The organism is Streptomyces telluris (genome assembly GCF_024519335.1).
GTDB lineage: Bacteria > Actinomycetota > Actinomycetes > Streptomycetales > Streptomycetaceae > Streptomyces > Streptomyces telluris.
This window is the reverse complement of record NZ_JANIID010000024.1, coordinates 1-20,149: the sequence shown is the minus strand read 5'-3', so window position 1 is coordinate 20,149 and position 20,149 is coordinate 1. Positions and strand designations below refer to the sequence as shown.

The following is a 20,149-nucleotide window of genomic DNA, read 5'->3' as shown; positions in this document are numbered from 1 at the left end:
GGCGGGCGAACGGCTGGACGTACCCTGGCAGGATGACCACCCGCACCTGGACCCCGCCGGGCCCGTACGACCTGGGCCGCACGCTGGGCGTCCTGGCGCGCGGCCCGGGCGACCCGGCGTTCAGGACGGGGCCGGACGGCTCGGTGTGGCGGGCGACCCGCACCCCGCAGGGCCCCGGCACGCTCCACGTGACCGACCGGGGCGGACGCGTCGACGCGGAGGCGTGGGGGCCGGGCGCGGAGTGGCTCCTGGAGACGCTCCCCGCCCTCCTCGGCGCCGGGGACGACCCGGCGGCGTTCACCCCCCGCCACCGCCTGGTCCACGAGGCGCACCGCCGCCACCCCGGCCTCAGGCTGGCCCGCACGGGCCTGGTCCTCGAATCGCTGATCCCGTCCGTCCTCGAACAGAAGGTGACCAGCGACGAGGCCTACCGGGCCTGGCGCCTGCTCCTGCAGCGGCACGGCGAACCGGCCCCGGGCCCGGACCCCCGGATGCGGGTGATGCCGAGCGCACGGGGCTGGGCGATGATCCCGTCCTGGGACTGGCACGGGGCCGGCGTGGACGGCAAGCGCTCGGCGACGATCGTCCGGGCGGCCCGGGTGGCGGCACGCCTGGAGGAAGCGGCCGCCATGGACGACGCACAGGCGTCGCGACGCCTGCAGGCGGTCCCGGGCATCGGCCCGTGGACGGCGGCCGAAACGCTCCAGCGCAGCAACGGCTCCCCCGACGCCGTCACGGTCGGCGACCTGCACCTCCCGAAGATCATCGGCTACGCCCTCACCGGCGCCCGGGGCACGGACGACGAGGCGATGCTCGACCTCCTGAGCCCGTACGAGGGCCAGCGCCACCGGGCGTGCCGCCTGATCCTCCTGATGGGCACGAGGCCGCCGAGAAGGGCGCCCCGCTTCTCGGTGAACGACATCAGGGCGCTGTAGGCCCCCGCGGGGCTAGCGGACCTCGATGAACGTGTCCGCGACCCGCGCCGGCCGTTCCCGCGGCGGTGCCGCCGCGTGCCCCACGGCCACGGCGCCCATCGGGTCCCACCCCTGCGGCAGCTCCAGCACCTTCCGCACCACGTCCCGGCAGAACATCGTCGACGAGATCCACGCCGACCCCAGCCGCTCCCCGGCCAGCGCCACGAGGAAGTTCTGCACGGCCGCCCCGGCCGCCACGACGAACATCTCCCGCTCGGAGGCGTTCCGCCGCGCATCCGGATAGGTGTGCGCCCCGTCCGCCACCAGACACGGCACCACCAGATACGGCGCGTTCCGCAGGACGTCGCCGCGCCGCACCCGCTTGGCGATGCTCTCCTCGCCGAACCCGTCCCCCCGCAGGTCCGCGATCCACGCCTCCCGCATGGCGTCGAGCAGCCGCACCCGCGACTCCTCGGACTCCAGCAGGACGAACCGCCAGGGCGTCGTGTGATGCGGAGCGGGCGCCGTGACGGCGGCGGCCACGGCCCGGCGCACGGCGGCGCCGTCCACGGGTTCGCCGGTGAACTCGCGCACCGTCCGCCGCAGCGTCACGGCCTCCCGCACCGCTTCGGACGTCCCGAGCCGGAACATGTCGTCGGCGGCGGGACGCATCAGGGCCCGCGCCCCGGAGTCGCCCTCCTCGTCCTCGCCGACCACGTGGGGCAGCCCGCGCACCACGGCCACCGGCAGCCCCGCGACCTTGCCCTTGACGAGGTCACCGGCGGCGGCCAGCTCGTCGGCCGTGGCGACGACGGTCGCGCTCAGCGGATTGCCGTGCGCGTCGACACCGCCCCGCAGGTCGTCCAGCACCCGCACCCCGGCCGCGCCGATGGCGACGTCGGTCAGACCGCTGCGCCAGGGCCGGCCGAAGGTGTCCGTCACGACGACGCCGACGTCGACGCCGAGCGCCTCGCGCAGACCGGCCCGCAGGGCGCGGGCGGAGGCGTCGGAGTCCTCGGGCAGCAGCAGGACCGTCCCGGCGGCGGTGTTGGAGGCGTCGACGCCGGCGGCGGCCATGACCAGCCCCTGCCGGTTCTCGACGATCCGCAGGCTCCCGCGCCGGGCGACGACCCGTACGGTCTCGGCGTCTATGGCCGCCTCGCGGTCGTCCGCCCGCACCAGCCGCCCCTCGGCCTTGCTGACGATCTTCGAGGTGACGAGCAGCACGTCGCCGTCGGCGAGCCCGGGCAGGCCCTCGCCCGTGACCGCCGAGGCGAGGAGCTTGACGAGGTCGTCGCCCGCCTGCACCTCGGGGATGCCGGGCACGGCCCAGACCCGGTACCCGGGAACCGGGCCGCCCCCGGAGGGCTCCGGCGCGCTCACGCCCGCACCTCCTCGGCCAGCGCGAGCGCCTGCGCGGCCATGGCGGCCGTGGCCTGCGTGTCCGTCATCATCAGCGGCACGGCCCGACACGGGATGCCCGCGGCCTCGACCTCGGCCACGGCACCGGCGTCGACGGTGTCGACGAGCCAGCCGTCGAGCAGCCCGGAGCCGTAGTGCCGTGCGACGGCCGCCGCCGTGGACTCGACGCCGACGGCGGCCAGCACCTTGTCGGCCATGCCGCGCACGGGCGAGCCGCCGACGATGGGGGAGAGGCCGACGACGGGCGCGGAGGCCTTGGCGACGGCCTCGCGGATGCCGGGCACGGCCAGGACGGTGCCGATGCTGACGACGGGGTTGGAGGGCGGGAAGAGGATGACGTCGGCCGCGGCGACGGCCTCCAGCACGCCGGGCGCCGGCTCGGCCTGCTCGGCGCCCACAGGGACGATCGCGTGCGCGGGCACCTCGGCCCGCAGGCGCACCCAGTACTCCTGGAAGTGCACGGCCTTGCGGGCGCCGTCCTCGCCGTCGGGGTCGTCGATCATCACATGCGTCTCGACGCGGTCGTCGCTCATCGGCAGCAGCCGCACCCCGGGCTGCCAGCGCGCGCACAGCGCCTCGGTCACGGCGCTCAGCGGATAGCCGGCGCCGAGCATCTGCGTGCGGACGATGTGCGTGGCGAAGTCGCGGTCGCCGAGCCCGAACCACTCGGGCCCGACGCCGTACGCCGCCAACTCCTCCTTCACGGCGAAGGATTCGCCGGCCCGGCCCCACCCCTGCTCCTCGTGGATGCCGCCGCCGAGCGTGTACATCACGGTGTCGAGGTCGGGACAGACCTTGAGCCCGAAGAGGTGGATGTCGTCGCCGGTGTTGCCGATGACGGTGATGTCCGCGTCGGGGACTGCTGACTTGAGGCCACGGAGGAAGCGGGCGCCCCCGATCCCGCCGGCCAGAACCACAATGCGCTGCATGCGGTCAGTCTGTCAGGACGGGGGGCCGCTCCCGAGGGGTGGTGGCCCGCCGGCGTGCGGGCCGTCAGCCCCGTACGGCGCTCCGGCCGGCGGGGGCCGCCGAGACGGCCGCGGCGACGACGGCGGGGGCGGCGACAGCCGGGGCGACGAGGTGGCCGGCTGCCGACGCGGACGGGCGCATGGGCATCTCGGTCAGCCCCGGCGAGTAGATGTGCAGGCTCACGGCCGGCGCGAGGGAGTCGTTGACGATCTCATGAGCGTATCCGGGGGCGAAGACGCGCTGCGCTCCGGCGCGCAGCACCTGCCGTGCGCCGTCGAGCGGCCCGGTGCTTCCGGTGATCTCGGTCAGCTCCCCCTCCAGGACGGTCAGCACGCCGGAGGAGGGGCCGTGGTCGTGGGCGCCGCTGCCCTGGCCGGGCACCCAGCTCAGCAGCCAGACCTCGTAGCCGGGGCCGGTGCGGAGGCGGTGGTACCAGCGGGTGGTGGCGTCGTACCGGACCAGGTGGGCCCAGGAGGCGCGGTCGGCGGCGACGGCGCGGGCCAGCCCGGCGAACTCGGCGACGGTGCGGGGGTGGGCGGGGGCGGGCGGCAGCAGGTGGGGGATGGCGAGCGGGTCGCCGGCGATCTGGACGTCGCTGTTCATGTGCGGAGGTTCCTCGGCGAGGTGCGGGGGAGGGCGCGGTGACGGACGGAGCGTGGGGCGCCCGGAGCTGGGGGTGGCGCGAGGGCGCGGTGCGCCGCGGACGGCCGGGGTGACGGCCACGCGGGCGGGCGGTGCGGGACCCCCGGAAAGAAGGGGTCAGCCGGAGCTCTGGGGCATCAACAGCTGGAACAGCGACAGCGAGCCTGCACAGCGCAGCGGGACCCGTAGTCACGGGTCAGGCTGAGGGCGGCGTTCACTGGCATGCCCACCACGGTGACGGGACCGGACACGTTGTGTCAACTGCGTGTCCCTTTTGGGGGCAATGTTTCACCTCATCCGGTAACTGTGGGTGCTCCAAGGTTTGCGGGGGTGTGACCATGGACAGGTGGCGCTCCAGTCGGGGCCGTAAACATCGTTCGGCCGGACGGTGCAACGGGATTGCCGCGCGTGACGTCCTCTCCTTGCAGAGGGGGGCGGGGCGGCCGTGGCCGGCAGAGGGGTCTGTCCGGACTTGTAATCTTTTGGACACTTTCTGCTTGGCTTTGGTTCCGCAGAGTGAATAAGGGGCCCAATAGCAGATCTCGGCTTGACTGGCCCGGATCGGCACACTTGTAATTTCACCCGTGTCGTTCTGCCGTACTTTGATGGAGGCGGAGGCACGGGGACGTAAATGACAGACGAGGGGCGCACATGACCGAGCTGTTTCAGCAACTGCTGGTCGAGGAGGCGGACGAGGAGCTCGGCTGGCAAGAGCGCGCGCTGTGCGCTCAGACCGATCCCGAGTCCTTCTTCCCCGAGAAGGGCGGATCCACGCGGGAGGCGAAGAAGGTCTGCCTCGCCTGCGAAGTCCGTTCGGAATGCCTTGAATATGCCCTTGCCAATGACGAGCGGTTCGGCATCTGGGGCGGCCTGTCCGAGCGCGAGCGCCGCCGCCTCAAGAAGGCCGCGGTCTGAGCTTCCGATAGGCATACGGATAGGCGCATGGCCCTGCGGTCCTAAGGGGCGGATAAGCAGTCTTATCGAGGGCCGGAGCCGGTGATTCGGTTTCGGTGATTCGGGGGCCAGTGATTCCGCGGGAAATCCCTGAATTCATGGGCCGATAGTCACTGAAAGTTAAAAGCGGAAGCCAGGGGTTAGCGCCCCGTGGCGCCGACCGCCGGGTTCGGAGCCCGGCCCGGCCGTGGGGTTTCCGCCGGTACAGCCCTCCCCGCCCGACCCTGCACGGGACGACCTACGGTCCGCCCGGCCGCGCCCGCGGCGCGAGGCGGACCGCTGTGTGCGCAGCCACTAGTGTGGGGCCGCGTCCGAGACGCACCGCCGCCCCGACGGGCGCACCCGCGGCCGGCGCAGTCCAGCACAGCACCCATCCGGGGCCCGCCCCGGACCCCGGCCGGAGGGCCCGTACCCCGATGTCCGTGCACAGCAATGCGGCGCACTCGAAGACGGCGGCCGCGTCCGCCGCTCCCGGCCGCCTGCCCGCGTTCGACCCGGCCGTCGCACCGGCCTTCCCGCGCCACGTCGTCACCGCCGTGATCGTCAGCCACGACGGCGCCCGCTGGCTCCCCGACGCCGTCGAAGGCCTCCTCGGCCAGGAGCGCCCCGTGCAGGCCGCCGTCGGCGCCGACACCGGCAGCGCCGACGACTCCGCCCAGCTGCTCGCCGACGCCCTCGGCCCGGACCGCGTCCTGCACCTCGCCCGCCGCGCCGGCTTCGGCACCGCCGTCGAGGAGGCCCTGCGCGCCGTCCCCGCACCGGACCCCGAAGAGCTGCCCTACCTCAAGCGCTCCAGCGGCTGGGACCCCGTCAGCCGCACCTGGCGCGAGGACGCCTACGACCAGCCCGGCGACGGCCGCCGCCACGGCGACGCCGACCTCGAACCCGTCCAGTGGCTCTGGCTCCTGCACGACGACTGCGCCCCCGAACCCGGCGCCCTCCACGAACTCCTGCGCGTCGCCGAGTCCGAGCCCGAAGCCGCCGTCATCGGCCCCAAGCTGCGCGGCTGGTACGACCGCCGCCAGCTGCTGGAGACCGGCGTCTCCATCGCCCGCAGCGGCCGCCGCTGGACCGGCCTCGACCGCCGCGAACAGGACCAGGGTCAGCACGACCAGGTGCGCTCCGTGCTGTCGGTGTCCACCGCCGGCATGCTCGTGCGCCGCGACGTCTTCGAGGAGCTCGGCGGCTTCGACCCCCGGCTGCCCCTCATGCGCGACGACGTCGACCTGTGCTGGCGCGCCCACGCCGCCGGCCACCGCGTCCTCGTCGCCCCCGACGCCGTCCTGCGCCACGCCGAGGCCGCCGCCCGCGAGCGCCGCCCCGTCGACTGCGCCGGCCGCCGCGCCGTCAACCCGCACCGCGTCGACAAGGCCGGCGCCGTCCACACGCTGCTCGCCAACACCCGCGGCCCGCTCCTGGCCTACGTCGTGCTGCGGCTCGTCCTCGGCACCCTCCTGCACGCCCTCGGCTACCTCCTGGGCAAGGCCCCCGCGCAGGCCCTCGACGAACTCACCGGCCTCTTCGGCGTCCTCCTGCGCCCCGGCCGCATTCGCGCCGCCCGGGCGAAGCGCGGCGCACCCGCCGTCCCGCCGGCCGACCTGAGAGCCCTGTTCCCGCCACCGGGCGCGACCCTGCGGGCCGCCGCCGAACAACTGGCGAGCAACTTCGGCGGCCGCTGGGACGACGCGCCCTCCTCCGGCGGGCGCCACGGCGCCGTCGAATCCGGGCCGACCGGGGAGGACGCCGACTTCCTGGAGATCGAGCAGTTCGCCCGCCTCAAGCGCCTCGTCCGCAAGCCCGCCCCGGTCCTCTTCGGCCTCCTGCTGATCGTCTCCGTCATCGCCTGCCGCCAGCTCTTCGGCGGCGGCAGCCTGGCCGGCGGCGCCCTGCTGCCCGCGCCCGACGGAGCCTCCGCCCTGTGGGCGCAGTACGCCGACGGCTGGCACCCGGTCGGCGTCGGCAGCACCGGCAGCGCGCCCCCCTACCTGGCGGTCCTCGCCACCCTCTCGACGCTCCTCCTCGGCTCCACCGGCTTCACCCTCACCCTGCTGCTCGTCTGCTCGGTGCCCCTGGCCGGCCTCACCGCCTACTTCGCCTCCCGGCCGCTGGTCTCCTCCCGCCCCCTGCGGGCCTGGGCCGCCGTCGCCTACGCCTTCCTGCCCGCCGCCACCGGCGCCCTCGCCGCCGGCCGGCTCGGCACCGCCGTCCTGGCGATCCTGCTGCCGCTGATGGCGCGCACCGCCGTCGCGGCCACCGGCCTGCGCGTCCCGGGCGCCCGCCCCACCTGGCGCGCGTCCTGGGCGTACGCCCTCCTGCTCACCGTCACCACCGCGTTCACCCCGGTGGTGTGGCCGCTCGCCGTCGTCCTGGGCCTGGGCGCCCTCGCGCTGCACGGCGCCCAGGGCGGGCGCCCGCGGCTGGTGCTCCACGCCCCGCGCTTCCTGGCCGTCGTGCTCACCCCCGTCGCCGTGCTCGCCCCCTGGTCCCTGGGCCTGTTCGCGCACCCGGGCCGCTTCCTGACCGAGGCCGGGCTCGACCAGGCCGTCGCCGGCGGAGCCTCCCGGCTCCACCTGCTCACCGCGGACCCCGGAGGCGCGAAGGCCGTCGGCGGCCTGCTGCTGGCGGGCGTCGTCCTGGCCGCGCTCGCCGCCCTGCTGCGCTCCGACCGCCCGCTCGCCGTCCGCGGCGCCTGGGTGGCCGCCCTGGCGGCCCTCGCCGCCGCCGTGCTCTCCGCCCGCTCGGCCTGGGCCGGGCCGGCCACCCTCGTCTACGGGATCGCGCTGATCGCCGCCGCGGCCGTCGGCGCGGAAGGCGCGCGGGCGCGCGTGGCCGCCCTCAGCTTCGGCTGGCGGCAGCCCGTGGCCGCGCTCATCGCCCTCGCCGCGGGCGCCGCCCCGCTGGTCGCGGCCGTGGGCTGGGCCGCCGGCGGCGCCGACGGCCCGCTGAAGCGCCGCGACCCCGCGCAGGTGCCGGCCTTCGTGGCGGAGGAGGCCGCCACCCGCGACCGGGCCCGCACCCTGGTCCTCGACGGCCGCGACGGGCGGGTCGCCTACGCGCTCGTGCGGGGCTCCGGCGCCCGGCTCGGCGACGCCGAGGCCGCCGCTGCCGCCGGGGCGGACCCCAAGCTCGACTCCGTCGTCGCCGGCCTCGTCGCGGGTTCCGGAGCCGACCAGGCGGACCTCCTCGGCGGCTACGCCGTCGGCTACGTCCTCGTCCGCAACACCGCCCCCGCGGCCATGGGCCGGGTCCTGGACACCACCCCCGGCCTGACCCGCCTCAGCCGCCAGGACGACGCCTCGCTGTGGCGGGTCGACCGCGAGGTCGCACGCGTCACCGTCGTCGCCGGAGAGGCGCAGGGAGGCGCACAGAGCGGCGGGCAGGGCGGCGGGCAGCGGCCCGCGCCCGTCCCGGTCGCGGCAGGGCCCGTGGAGGCCCGTGCCACGCTCCCCGCCGGCCCCGCGGGCCGGGTCCTGCGCATCGCCGACAAGGCGGACCCCGGCTGGCAGGCCACCCTCGACGGACGCGCCCTCAAGAGCACCACCGTCGACGGCTGGGCCCAGGGCTTCGCCCTCCCCGAGGGCGGCGGCAAGCTCGTCCTGACCTACAAGGCGCCCGCCGGGCACACCGCCTGGCTGTGGGCGCAGGGCCTCCTCGCGGCCGTGCTCGTGGTGCTCGCCCTGCCCGGGCGCAAGCGCCAGGTCGACGACGACCTCCCGGAAGCGGGAAGCGCACCCGCGGCCGTGTCCGCGCCCGCCTCCGTCCCGGCCCAGGCCGCTGCCGGAGAGGGCCGCCGCGCGCGCAGGCTGCGGGCCGCGGCGGAGGCCGACCGGCCGGACGCCGCCCCGGCGCCGGAAGCCACGCCCGCCGAGCCCGTAGCCGACTCCTACGCCGATCCGTACGCGGCTCCGTACGCCGACGTCTATGCCGATCCGTACGGACAACAGCAAGTGGCGGACCCGTACGCCGCGGTGCCCCAGGAACAGCCGCATGAACAGCCGCATGAACAGCCGCAGGCACAGCAGTACGGGCAGCAGCATGGGCAGCAGTACGGGCAGGGGATGCAGGAGACGCCCTACGACCCGTACGGCGAACAGCACTACCAGGCAGGCTACGGCGGCACGTACGACGCCTCCTACGGCGGCGCACAGCAGCAGGCGCCGTACCAGGACCAGGGTCAGGGCCACTACCCGGCGGAGCCCTACGCGACCGGGCCGGCCGCACCGGCCGGGCAGTACGACCCGTACACCTACGGCGGGGCACACGACACGACGTACGGCGGCGGTGACCGGCACCACCGCGACGGGAGCGAGCAGCAGTGAAGCGCACCACCCTGTCCCTGTTCGCCGCCACCGCAGCCCTCGCGGCCCTGGGCGGCGCGGCCGTCCTCGCCGTGCCGTCCGGCACCGAGGGCACCGCAGGCACCGGCAGCACGGCCCGTACGGCCGCGAAGGCGCCCGCCCGGCTGCCCGTCCAGCGCTCCATGACCCTCTGCCCGGCCCCGACTTCCTCGGACGTGGGGGAGACGGCCTACACCGCCTTCACTCCGGCCGGCGGGGCGAAGGGCGCGAAGAAGGGCGCGGCCGAACTGCTGACGGCGGACGGCGGGAAGAAGGACGACAGCGCGAAGAAGGACGACAGCGCGAAGAAGGACGAGAGCGCCAAGAAGGACGAAAAGGGAGCGAAGGGCGGCAAGGAAGGGAAGGACGGCAAGGACGGCAAGAGCCCCGCGGCCGCGGGCACTTCGGTGCTGTCCCTGAAGGAGCCCGGCAAGCCCGCCACCGCGACCACCAACCGCTCCGACGCCCCCGCCCTCATCGGCAGCGCCGACGGGACGCTCGCCCCGGGCTGGACCGTGCAGCAGTCCACCGTGGTCGCCGCGGGCAGCGGGCGCGGGCTGCACGGGCTGACCTGCACGGCGCCGGACACCTCGTTCTGGTTCCCCGGCGCGAGCACCCTCAAGGGCCGCCAGGACTACGTCCACCTGACCAACCCCGACAGCACGGCGGCCGTCGTCGACCTGGAGCTCTACGGCAAGGACGGCCGGGTCAAGGCCGGCGCGGGGGAGGGCGTCACGGTCCCGCCGCGCTCCACCGTCCCCGTGCTGCTGTCCTCCCTCGCGGAGGCGCCCGAGGAGGACCTGACGGTGCACGTGGCGGCCCGCTCGGGCCGCGTCGGCGCGGGACTGCAGTCGGCCGACGACAAGAAGGGCGGCGACTGGATCCCGGCGTCCGCCGAGCCGTCCGCCGACGCCGTCCTGCCGGGCATCCCGGGCGACGCGACGTCCGTGCGGCTCGTCGTCTTCGCCCCCGGCTCGGACGACGCCGACCTCAAGCTGCGCTTCGCCGGTCCGAACGGCGCGATCACCCCCGCCGGCCACGAGTCGCTGCACGTCCGCAGCGGCATGACCGCGGCCGTCGACCTTGGCGACGTCGCCAAGGGCGAGGCGGGCTCGCTGCTGCTCACGGCGGACGGCAGGAGCGCGCCGGTCGTCGCCGCGCTGCGCGTCACGCGCGGCAAGGACGACAAGCAGGAGACGGCGTTCATCCCCGCCGTGGCGCGGCTCGGCGGGCGGGCCACGGTGGCGGACAACCGCCCCAAGGGCAGCACGCTCGCTCTGGCCGCGCCCGGCAAGGAGGCGGCGCAGGTGAAGGTCACCTCCTCCGCGGGCAGCGAGGGCGGCGAGCCGGCGGTGAAGACGTACACGGTGAAGCCGGGCACCACGCTGACCGTGGAGCCGCCGCAGCCGGCGGGCGCCAAGGGGTCGTTCGCGGTGACGGTGGAGAAGGTCTCGGGCGGGCCGGTGCACGCGTCGCGGATGCTGGCGCTGCCCAAGGACGGCGTGCCCATGTTCACGATCCAGCCGCTGCCGGACGACCGTTCGTCGGTGGCGGTGCCGGCGGCCGGGCAGGACCTGTCGATGCTCAACCGCTGAGCCGGAGCCGGGCCGCTGACGGATCGGCGGGCTGACGGACTGACGGACTGACGGATCGGCGGACTGACGGGCTGCCGGCATCCGTACGGCCCGCCGGTCCGTCAGCGGCCCGGCCGGCCCGGCAAGGTCCGGTCAGTCCTGCCCGTAGCGGGGGTCGACCGACTCCGGGGCGAGCCCGAGGAGTTCGGCGACCTGCTCGACGACGACCTCGTGCACCAGCAGGGCGCGCTCGTCGCGGTTCTTGGTGCGGATCTCCACCGGGCGGCGGTAGACCACGATCCGGTCGGGGGAGTCGCCGCGGGCGGCCACGTAGCGGCCGAGGGGGACGGATTCGCCGTCGAAGTCGAAGGCGTCCAGGCCGTCGGGGTCGCTCATGGCGCCCACCGCGTCACTTCTGGTGACCGGCACCTCACGGACCACGAAGTCGACGGAGGCGAGCTGCGGCCAGCGGCGCTCCAGCCGCTCGGCGGAGTCGTGCACCATGTCGACGAACGCCTCGCCGCGGCTGACCGACAGCGGCACCTGGGGCGGCGCGATCGGCCCGCGCATGCCGCGTCCGTGTCGGTCGCGGTGGCGCGGGCGCGGCCCGGCGTGGCTCGGGGGACCCCCGGTGGTGGCAGGGGGAGGTACGCGGTTGTCCATCACTCTTGAGGGTATCCGTCGGCCGCCTCGCCGTACGCGGCTGTCGCGTATCCCGGGAATGTCGCCTGATGAACATTCCGGCCAGACCTGTGATCAATTATGGTCAGGTACCGGACCGTCCGGTCTGTTCGGGAGGGTCCGGAGCGGGGGTGCCGGTGACCGGCCGACGGCCTGGTGAGACCCTGTTCACAGCCCTCCGTGCAGGTCAGCGCGGTGGGGAGAAGCAGGCGTCCACGGGACGAACCAGGACGACACGGAGGGGTGAGCCGGGGGTGAGTCGTCGCGGCCCGCTCAAGAGTGCGGTACCGTCCAACGTCGTGAGCCCTGTACGTCGCTGTTCGCGCACCGCGTGCGGCCGCCCGGCCGTCGCGACGCTGACGTACGTCTATGCCGATTCGACCGCCGTCCTCGGACCGCTCGCCACCTACGCCGAACCCCACTGCTATGACCTGTGCGCCGAGCACTCCGAGCGGCTGACCGCTCCGCGCGGCTGGGATGTCGTGCGCCTCGCCCTGGACAGCGGCCCCGCCCGCCCCAGCGGTGACGACCTCGAAGCACTCGCCAACGCCGTGCGCGAGGCGGCCCGTCCGCAGGAGCGTGCCGTCCAGCCGGGCCCGCCGCCCGGTGCCACCGGCCCCGCCGGCCGCGACGCCGATCCCATGGAGGTCGCCCGCCGAGGCCACCTCAGGGTCCTCCGCTCGCCCGACAACTGACGGGGGCACGGCCCGCCCTTCGACCCGGGCTCGAGCGGCCCGCGTCCGGACCATCGGTCCGCCCCGGTAGGTTTGTCCCCCCGTACCGGACCCAGGAAGGCGTTGGCTGTGGCTGATCTGTCGCAGATCGTGAAGGCATACGACGTACGCGGTGTGGTCCCGGATCAGTGGGACGAAGCACTGGCGGAGCTCTTCGGCGCCGCCTTCGCCCAAGTGACGGGCGCGTCCGCGATCGTCGTCGGGCACGACATGCGGCCCTCGTCGCCCGGCCTGTCGCGGGCCTTCGCCCGCGGCGCCGCCGCCCGCGGCGTGGACGTGACCGAGATCGGCCTGTGCTCCACCGACCAGCTGTACTTCGCCAGCGGCCACCTCGGCCTGCCGGGCGCGATGTTCACGGCCAGTCACAACCCCGCGCAGTACAACGGCATCAAGATGTGCCGGGCCGGCGCGGCCCCCGTCGGGCAGGACACCGGCCTCGCCGAGATCCGCTCCCTGGCCGAGGGCTGGCTCGAAAACGGCGCCCCCGAGCCCGCGCGGACCCCGGGCACCCTCACCCGGCAGGACGTCCTCGCGGACTACGCGGCCCACCTGCGCTCCCTCGTCGACCTCAGCGGCATCCGCCGGCTGAAGGTCGTCGTCGACGCCGGCAACGGCATGGGCGGGCACACCGTGCCCACCGTCTTCGAGGGCCTGCCCCTCGACCTCGACGCCATGTACTTCGAGCTCGACGGCACCTTTCCCAACCACGAGGCCAACCCCCTCGACCCCAAGAACATCGTCGACCTGCAGCAGCGCGTCCGCGAGGTCGGCGCCGACATCGGCCTGGCCTTCGACGGCGACGCCGACCGCTGCTTCGTCGTCGACGGCAACGGCGACCCCGTCTCCCCCTCCGCGATCACCGCCCTGGTCGCGGCGCGCGAGCTCGCCAAGCACCCCGGCGGCACCGTCATCCACAACCTGATCACCTCGTGGTCGGTGCCCGAGGTCGTCAAGGAGTGCGGCGGCGAGCCCGTGCGCACCCGCGTGGGGCACTCCTTCATCAAGGAGGAGATGGCCCGCAGCGGCGCCATCTTCGGCGGCGAGCACTCCGCGCACTACTACTTCCGCGACTTCTGGAACGCCGACACGGGCATGCTCGCCGCCATGCACGTCCTCGCCGCCCTCGGCGGCCAGAACGGCCCGCTGTCCGAGCTGGTCGCCGAGTACGACCGCTACGCCGGCTCCGGCGAGATCAACAGCACCGTCGCCGACCAGGCCGGGCGCACGGCGGCCGTCCGCGCCGCGTACGAGGACGTGCCGGGCGTGCGGTTCGACGAGCTCGACGGCCTCACCGTCGCGGCCTCCGACTGGTGGTTCAACCTCCGCGCCTCCAACACGGAGCCCCTCCTCCGCCTGAACGTCGAGGCCCGCGACGCGGAGACGGTCTCCCGCATCCGGGACGAGGTCCTGGCGATCGTGCGGGCGTAGTCCTCATCCGGCCGCCACGGCGCCGTGGCGAACCACCACGGCGCCGCGGCGAACCCGCATGCCGCGCTTCCTCCGGCGGGGCGCGAAGGTACCCTGGCCGGACAGAGACGTACATCCGAAGGGAACCCCTCATGCCGCTCGAAGCCGGTCTCCTGGAGATCCTCGCCTGCCCGGCGTGCCACGCGCCCCTCCGCGACGAGTCCGCCTCCGAGGAGTCCCCCGAGCTGGTGTGCGAGGGCACGGGCTGCGGCCTGGCCTACCCCGTCCGGGACGGCATCCCCGTCCTCCTCGTGGACGAGGCCCGGCGCCCGGCCTGACGCCGGAGCGCCCCCGCCCGACCCCGCCCGGCGGCCCACCGTTCCGTAGGCCCGGCCGGGCACCCGCACGGCGTACACGACGGCGACCGGAGGCTGATCCACGGTGTTCGACGAGTCACTCCTCGATGATCCCGACGCCCTGTCCCGCGCCGACATCCACGGCCTCCTGCGCGGCGCCGCAGAATCCGGCGCCCGGGTCCGTACGGCCGCCCGCAACGCCGCGGAGGCCGGCGTCACCGGCCTCCGCCCCGACGGCCGCCCCCGCGCCGTCCTGGTCGCAGGGCCGGGCCCCGCGGCCGGCTGCACCGCCGACCTGCTCACCGCCCTCGCCGGCGGCAGCGCCCCCGTCACCCTGATCCGCCCCACCGGCGTCGCCCCCGCGCCCGGCGCCCTGCGCTGGACCCTCCCCGGCTGGACCGGCCCGCTCGACCTGCTGCTCGTCGCCAGCCCGGACGGCACCGAGCCCGGCCTCGCCATCCTCCTCGAACAGGCCTACCGCCGCGGCTGCTCCGTCGTCTGCGTCAGCCCGGCCGGTTCGCCCCTCGCCGACGCCACCGCGCAGGCCCGCGGCCTCGCGATCCCGCTGACCACCTCGCCGGACGAGGCCCGTACGGGCGCCGAACCGGGCACCGGCGAGGAGACGCAGACGGCGGAGCGCCCCGCCCTGCTCCCCGGCCCCGGCCTCCTGTGGTCCCTGCTCACCCCCCTGCTCGTGCTCGCCGACCGCATAGGGCTGCTCGCCGGCGACGCCTCCGAAGTCGAGGCGCTGGCCGACCGCCTGGACCAGGTCGCCGAGCGCTGCGGCCCGGCCATCGCCACCTACAGCAACCCCGCCAAGACCCTGGCGGCCGAGCTGGCCGACACCCTCCCCCTGATCTGGACGGAGGGCGAGCTCGCCGGCGCGGCGGGCCGGCACTTCGCGACGGTCCTCTCCGCCCTCGCCGGGCGCCCGGCCCTCGCCGCCGAACTGCCCGAGGCCCTCACCGCCCACGGCACCCTCCTCGCGGGGGCCTTCGCCGCCGGAGCGGACCCCGAGGACTTCTTCCGCGACCGCGTCGAGGAGCCCGAGGCCCTGCACGCCCGCGTCGTCCTGCTCCGCGAACGGGAGCCCGACGTCACCTCGCCCGCCCCCGCCGCCCGCGAACTCGCCCTGCAGCGCGAGACGCCCGTCAGCGAGCTGCAGCCCACCGACGCCGACAGTCCCCTGCAGACCGCCGCTGAACTGCTGGCCATCACGGATTTCGCCGCCGTCTACCTGGCCCTCGCCTCGACCCCGTAGACCCGTAGAAACGCCGTACGCACACAGTCAGGAATCGCCCGCATGGACCGCCTCGTCAACACCGTGCGCCCCTACGCCTGGGGCTCCACCACCGCGATCCCCGCGCTGCTGGGCACCGCCCCCACCGGCGAGCCGCAGGCCGAACTGTGGATGGGCGCCCACCCCGGGGCGCCGTCCCGCGTCGACCGGGGCGGAGGCGGAGGAGGGGGCCTGCGCCCCCTCTCCGACGTCATCGCCGCCGACCCCGAGGGCGAGCTCGGCGCACGGGCCGTCCGCCGCTTCGGGCCCCGGCTGCCGTTCCTGTTCAAGGTCCTCGCCGCCGGCTCCCCGCTCTCCCTCCAGGTCCACCCCGGCCTCGCCGAGGCCGCGGCCGGCCACGCCGAGGAGGAGGCCCGGGGCGTCCCCCTCGACGCCCCCCACCGCAACTACAAGGACACCGACCACAAGCCCGAACTCCTCTGCGCCCTCACCCCCTTCGAGGGGCTGTGCGGCTTCCGCGCACCCGCCGAGACGGCCGGCCTCCTCGCCGCGCTCGACGTCGACTCCCTCAAGCCGTACGCCGACCTCCTGCACGCCCGGCCCGAGGAGGACGCCCTGCGCGAGGTGCTCACCGCCGTCCTCACCGCGGACCACGGCGAGATGGCCCGCACCGTCACCGAGGCGGCCGCCGCGGCCGAGCGGCTCTCCGCGCAGGACGGGCCGTACCGGGACGCCTGCACCGCCTACGCCTCCCTCGCCCGGCACTACCCCGGCGACCCCGGCGTCATCGCCGCCATGCTCCTCAACCACGTGCGCCTCCAGCCCGGCGAAGCCCTCTACCTGGGCGCCGGCGTCCCGCACGCCTACCTCGACGGCCTCGGCGTCGAAATCATGGCCAACTCGGACAACGTGCTGCGCTGCGGGCTGACGCCCAAGCACGTCGACGTCCCCGAACTGCTGCGCGTCGTCCGCTTCGAGAGCACCCCCGCCGCCGTCCTGCGCCCCGAGGCCGACGCCGGCGGCGAGGAGGTCTACGGCACCCCCGTCGAGGAGTTCCGCCTCTCCCGCTTCGACCTCGCCCCCGGCGCCACGGCCACGCTGCCCGCCGGAACGCCCCAGATCCTCCTCTGCACCTCGGGCACCGCCGTCCTGCGCACGGCGGACGACGGGCAGGAGCTGCGGCTCCGCCAGGGCGAATCCGCGTTCGTACGGGCGGCCGAGAGCGTCGTGCTCGCCGGTGACGACGCCAGGGTCTTCCGCGCCACGGTCGCCGTCTGACGCCCCTTCCGCCCGGCGGCTGCAACAATGGCCCGCCGTAAAGGAACCGCAAAGCCCGGCGGTCCAGGGGTGGATCAGGGGCGGAAGGGACAACCCGCACATATGAGTGCATCAGGCGGAACCAAGGCCATCGTCGCCGCGCTCGGCGCCAACCTGGCCATCGCCGTGGCGAAGTTCGTCGCGTTCGCGTTCAGCGGCTCGTCGTCGATGCTCGCCGAAGGAGTGCACTCGGTCGCCGACTCCGGCAACCAGGCACTGCTCCTCCTCGGCGGCAAGAAGGCCAAGCGCGCGGCCAGCGAGGAACATCCCTTCGGCTACGGCCGCGAGCGCTACATCTACGGCTTCCTCGTCTCGATCGTCCTGTTCACCATCGGTGGCGTCTTCGCGCTCTACGAGGGCTACGAGAAGATCAAGGAACCGCACGAGATCGAGCACTGGTACTGGCCCGTCGGCGTCCTCGTCTTCGCGATCATCGCGGAGAGCTTCTCCTTCCGCACGGCGATCAAGGAGTCCAACGAGCTGCGCGGCGACCAGTCCTGGGGCCAGTTCATCCGCACCGCCAAGGCCCCCGAACTGCCCGTCGTCCTCCTCGAGGACTTCGGCGCCCTCGTCGGCCTCGTCCTCGCCCTCGGCGGCGTCGGCATCGCCATCGCCACCGGCGACGGCGTCTGGGACGGCATCGGCACGCTGTGCATCGGCGCCCTGCTGGTGCTGATCGCCGTCGTCCTCGCCTCGGAGACGAAGTCCCTGCTGCTCGGCGAGGCCGCCGGACCGGAGCAGCTCGCGAAGATCCGCGCCGCGGCCGTCGACGGCGAGACCGTCACCCGCCTCATCCACATGCGCACCCTCCACCTGGGCCCCGAGGAACTCCTCGTCGCGGCCAAGATCGCGGTGCGGCACGACGACACCGCCGTGGAGATCGCCCGTGCGATCGACGCGGCGGAGGCGAGGATCCGCGAGGCGGTCCCGATCGCCCGGGTCATCTACCTGGAGCCGGACGTCTACCGCGAGGACGAGGCAGCCGCCGGTGCCGACCCGGCGGCGACCCCGGGCGGCCCGCCCCGCCACTGAGAAGAACGCCGCGGGGGCGGTGCCCGGACCGCCGTGACGCCTTTAGGGGCTCACGGCGCCTCAGGACACGGCCTCCGCGCCGGTTACCGGGGCTTTGCAGCCCCGGTAACCGCTACTGAACCTCCCGCAAGATGCCCACCAGGGCCCCCGCGTCCTCCCCCGCCGAGAGCAGCCGCTCACGGAAGGCCGGGTCCATCAGTTTCCGCGACAGCATCGCCAGGATCCGCAGATGCTCGTCGCCCGCGGCGGCGCCCGGTACCGCGATCATGAAGATCAGCCGGGCCTTCGTCCCGTCCAGCGCCCCCCACTCGATGCCCTCCGAGCGCGCGAAGCCGACCACCGGGGCCGAGACCGCATCCGTCTTCGCGTGCGGGATCGCGATCTCCTCCCCGAGCCCCGTCGTCCCCATCTCCTCCCGCGCGAGCGCCGCCGAGACCAGGCCGTCCACGTCGGCCACGTGCCCGCTCGCGGCCAGCAGCCCGGCCATCTCCCGGATCGCCGCCTCCTTCCCGTGGGCCGCGAGCCGCGGCCGTACGGTCCGTACGGTGAGGTAGCCGGAGAGCGCGGAACCGCCGGGCTCGCCCGAGACCCCCGCGGCGGAAGCCGGGGGAGCCGAGAGGGCCGGAGAAGCCGGGGAAACCGTTCCCCCGGCGGGAGCCGGCCGCGCACCCACGGCCATCAGCCCGACCGTCGTCAGCGCCGTCACCACCGTGCCGACGGCGATCGCGACGAAGAACATCGCCACCCCGTCCACCGCCCCGAGCACCGCGACGATCGGCCCACCGTGCGGCACGTTGTCCGCCACCGCCGCGAGCCCCGCGATCGCCCCCGCCACCGCACCGCCGCACATGTTCGCCGGAATGACCCGCGCGGGCCGCGCCGCCGCGAAGGGGATCGCCCCCTCGGTGATGCCGAAGAACCCCATGAACAGGGCCGCCGCCCCGGTCTCCTGCTCCTGCTTGCTGAACAGCCCCCGCCGCAGCAGCGTCGCGAGCCCCTGCCCGAGCGGCGGCACCGGAATGGCCGCGGCACACATGCCCATGATCTCGGGGTTCTTCGACACCAGCCCCGCACCGAAGAGGAACGCCGTCTTGTTGACGGGCCCGCCCATGTCGAAGGCGATCATCAGGCCGAGCACGACGCCGAGCAGAGCCGCACTCGTCCCGGTCAGCCCGCCGAGCCAGGTCGTGAGGTGCGCGAAGACCCACGCGATCGGCCGGCCGATGACGTAGACGAAGAACAGGCCGAGAGACGTCGTGGCCACGATCGGGATCACGATGACCGGCATGATCGGCCGGACGAACGCCGGCACCCTGACCTTCTTGATCCACACCACCAGATGGCCGGCCAGGAACCCGGTGGCGATCGCCCCGATGAACCCCGCCCCCGCCTCGCTGTCGTACAGCTCCCCGTGGCTCGCGATCCAGCCACCGACCATGCCCGGCACGAGCGCCGGCCGGTCCCCGATCGCATAGGCGATGTAGCCGGAGAGCACGGGGATCATCAGGGCGAAGCCGATGGCACCGATGTCGTTGACCGTCTGCCAGAACGAGCTGTCGAAGACGATCCCCTCAGGAGTGGTCCGCCCGCCCAGGGCCAGCGACACGGAGATCAGCAGACCGCCGACGACCACGAACGGGATCATGTACGAGACGCCGTTCATCAGCGCCTTGTAGACGGTTCCGCGCTCCCGCCCGCCACCGCCCGCCCCCGCGAACGCCCCGTCCCCGGCAGCAGTCCCGGCGCCCCCCGCTCCGTCTCCCCGGTGGACCGGCGCGCTCAGCACGTCCCGGATCAGCCGCTCCGGACGGCGGATGCCCTCGGCGACCCCGACGGACAGCACCCGCTTCCCCGCGAAGCGGCTGAGGTCGACGTCCTTGTCGGCGGCGACGATGATGCCGTCGGCCTCCCTGATCTCGGCGTCGGAGAGGACGTTCTCGGCCCCGATCGACCCCTGCGTCTCCACCTTCATGCCGTAGCCGAGCTCCTGCGCGGCCTGGGCCAGCTTCTCCGCCGCCATGTACGTGTGCGCGATCCCGGTCGGGCAGGCGGTCACGGCCAGCAACCTGCGTCCCTCTGGCGCCGTGCCACGCTCGGGCGGATCGACCGGACTGGTCACGTGGATCTCCTCACAACGGATCGCCCGCGGGGCGTGCCGCGCCCTCGCGCTCTCCGCATCCTGCAACACCTGACCTGCACAGGAAACGAGGCCGTTCCGGTGTCAGCACGCGCGAGCCTTCCGGAATCTGACGTTCCGGCGGATAGGGCGCCAGTGGGGGTGGGGTTCGGTGGGCCCCCCGGTGTAGATTCGTGGACGAGCCAGACGTCGCTGCTGATGGCGGTCGGGCGGCCCGCGCGACGGACCGGCCGAGGGAGAGAGGGCCTCCGACGGACTGCGCTGCGGTCGGGGCACCGGTGCGTCCAGTGTGCCCACAGCTGCTCAGGCAGCACGACCGCATGCACGGCCGTGTCCACCCTCGCTCGCCCTTCACAGAGGAGCAGCTCGCATGACCACCACTTCCCCCGGCCAGGACTTCAAGGTCGCGGACCTTTCGCTGGCGGCTTTCGGT

The 20,149-nt window shown here is 74.5% G+C and carries 15 protein-coding genes; 10 read left to right on the top strand and 5 right to left on the bottom strand.

What is annotated here, in order from left to right:
• Window positions 1-32: 32 nt before the first annotated feature.
• Entirely contained in the window at window positions 33-935 is a 903-nt protein-coding gene (locus NQU55_RS23690) for a DNA-3-methyladenine glycosylase family protein (RefSeq protein ID WP_168091701.1), read from the top strand.
• A 12-nt stretch (window positions 936-947) separates the two neighbouring features.
• Here the strand turns inward: NQU55_RS23690 and NQU55_RS23685 are convergent, their stop codons facing one another.
• The 3 genes from NQU55_RS23685 to NQU55_RS23675 form a co-directional block, all read right to left on the bottom strand.
• Window positions 948-2,297, bottom strand: a complete 1,350-nt coding sequence (locus tag NQU55_RS23685) for a coenzyme F420-0:L-glutamate ligase (RefSeq protein ID WP_168091700.1) — start codon at window positions 2,295-2,297, stop codon at window positions 948-950.
• Window positions 2,294-3,265, bottom strand: coding sequence for a 2-phospho-L-lactate transferase (gene cofD / locus NQU55_RS23680; RefSeq protein ID WP_168091699.1), 972 nt, complete (start codon window positions 3,263-3,265; stop codon window positions 2,294-2,296). Before cofD ends, NQU55_RS23685 begins: the two co-directional genes overlap by 4 nt.
• A 64-nt stretch (window positions 3,266-3,329) precedes the next feature.
• Window positions 3,330-3,908 (bottom strand): cysteine dioxygenase, encoded by a 579-nt coding sequence (locus NQU55_RS23675; protein WP_168091698.1) that lies wholly within the window; start codon window positions 3,906-3,908, stop codon window positions 3,330-3,332.
• 690 nt (window positions 3,909-4,598) lie between these two features.
• Between NQU55_RS23675 and NQU55_RS23670 the strand changes: the two genes are divergently transcribed.
• The 3 genes from NQU55_RS23670 to NQU55_RS23660 all read left to right on the top strand — a co-directional run bounded on the left by NQU55_RS23670 (window position 4,599) and on the right by NQU55_RS23660 (window position 10,833).
• On the top strand, window positions 4,599-4,862 hold the full coding sequence (locus NQU55_RS23670; protein ID WP_004952403.1) for a WhiB family transcriptional regulator: 264 nt from the start codon (window positions 4,599-4,601) through the stop codon (window positions 4,860-4,862).
• Window positions 4,863-5,317: 455 nt separating this feature from the next.
• Window positions 5,318-9,220 (top strand): glycosyltransferase family 2 protein, encoded by a 3,903-nt coding sequence (locus NQU55_RS23665; protein WP_168091697.1) that lies wholly within the window; start codon window positions 5,318-5,320, stop codon window positions 9,218-9,220.
• Window positions 9,217-10,833 carry a DUF5719 family protein gene (locus NQU55_RS23660; protein ID WP_168091696.1) on the top strand — a complete coding sequence of 539 codons (1,617 nt, stop codon included), beginning with the start codon at window positions 9,217-9,219 and terminating at the stop codon, window positions 10,831-10,833. Before NQU55_RS23665 ends, NQU55_RS23660 begins: the two co-directional genes overlap by 4 nt.
• Window positions 10,834-10,965: 132 nt before the next feature.
• Here the strand turns inward: NQU55_RS23660 and NQU55_RS23655 are convergent, their stop codons facing one another.
• Window positions 10,966-11,475, bottom strand: coding sequence for a metallopeptidase family protein (locus NQU55_RS23655; RefSeq protein WP_168091695.1), 510 nt, complete (start codon window positions 11,473-11,475; stop codon window positions 10,966-10,968).
• Window positions 11,476-11,747: 272 nt separating this feature from the next.
• Between NQU55_RS23655 and NQU55_RS23650 the strand changes: the two genes are divergently transcribed.
• From NQU55_RS23650 to NQU55_RS23625, 6 genes are all read left to right on the top strand, one after another.
• Window positions 11,748-12,188 carry a DUF3499 domain-containing protein gene (locus NQU55_RS23650; protein WP_168091694.1) on the top strand — a complete coding sequence of 147 codons (441 nt, stop codon included), beginning with the start codon at window positions 11,748-11,750 and terminating at the stop codon, window positions 12,186-12,188.
• Window positions 12,189-12,296: 108 nt separating this feature from the next.
• Window positions 12,297-13,655, top strand: coding sequence for a phosphomannomutase/phosphoglucomutase (locus NQU55_RS23645; protein ID WP_168091693.1), 1,359 nt, complete (start codon window positions 12,297-12,299; stop codon window positions 13,653-13,655).
• Between the two features lie 131 nt (window positions 13,656-13,786).
• Window positions 13,787-13,972, top strand: coding sequence for a Trm112 family protein (locus NQU55_RS23640; protein WP_168091692.1), 186 nt, complete (start codon window positions 13,787-13,789; stop codon window positions 13,970-13,972).
• 103 nt (window positions 13,973-14,075) lie between these two features.
• Entirely contained in the window at window positions 14,076-15,251 is a 1,176-nt protein-coding gene (locus NQU55_RS23635) for an SIS domain-containing protein (RefSeq protein ID WP_168091691.1), read from the top strand.
• 42 nt (window positions 15,252-15,293) lie between these two features.
• A complete protein-coding gene (gene manA / locus NQU55_RS23630) occupies window positions 15,294-16,508 on the top strand; it encodes a mannose-6-phosphate isomerase, class I (protein WP_168091690.1) in 1,215 nt (404 codons plus the stop codon).
• Window positions 16,509-16,610: 102 nt separating this feature from the next.
• On the top strand, window positions 16,611-17,579 hold the full coding sequence (locus NQU55_RS23625; protein ID WP_168091689.1) for a cation diffusion facilitator family transporter: 969 nt from the start codon (window positions 16,611-16,613) through the stop codon (window positions 17,577-17,579).
• Between the two features lie 112 nt (window positions 17,580-17,691).
• On the opposite strand, the gene NQU55_RS23620 is transcribed toward NQU55_RS23625, so the two are convergent.
• Complete coding sequence (locus tag NQU55_RS23620; protein ID WP_168091688.1) at window positions 17,692-19,698, bottom strand: fructose-specific PTS transporter subunit EIIC; 2,007 nt, start codon at window positions 19,696-19,698, stop codon at window positions 17,692-17,694.
• Window positions 19,699-20,149 lie beyond the last annotated feature (451 nt).

Coding starts and splice junctions, on each gene's coding strand:
- NQU55_RS23690 (WP_168091701.1), top strand. CDS start 33: ATGACCACCCGCACCTGGACCCCGCCGGGCCCGTACGACCTGGGCCGC.
- cofD (WP_168091699.1), bottom strand. CDS start 3,265: ATGCAGCGCATTGTGGTTCTGGCCGGCGGGATCGGGGGCGCCCGCTTC.
- NQU55_RS23675 (WP_168091698.1), bottom strand. CDS start 3,908: ATGAACAGCGACGTCCAGATCGCCGGCGACCCGCTCGCCATCCCCCAC.
- NQU55_RS23670 (WP_004952403.1), top strand. CDS start 4,599: ATGACCGAGCTGTTTCAGCAACTGCTGGTCGAGGAGGCGGACGAGGAG.
- NQU55_RS23665 (WP_168091697.1), top strand. CDS start 5,318: ATGTCCGTGCACAGCAATGCGGCGCACTCGAAGACGGCGGCCGCGTCC.
- NQU55_RS23655 (WP_168091695.1), bottom strand. CDS start 11,475: ATGGACAACCGCGTACCTCCCCCTGCCACCACCGGGGGTCCCCCGAGC.
- NQU55_RS23640 (WP_168091692.1), top strand. CDS start 13,787: ATGCCGCTCGAAGCCGGTCTCCTGGAGATCCTCGCCTGCCCGGCGTGC.
- manA (WP_168091690.1), top strand. CDS start 15,294: ATGGACCGCCTCGTCAACACCGTGCGCCCCTACGCCTGGGGCTCCACC.
- NQU55_RS23625 (WP_168091689.1), top strand. CDS start 16,611: ATGAGTGCATCAGGCGGAACCAAGGCCATCGTCGCCGCGCTCGGCGCC.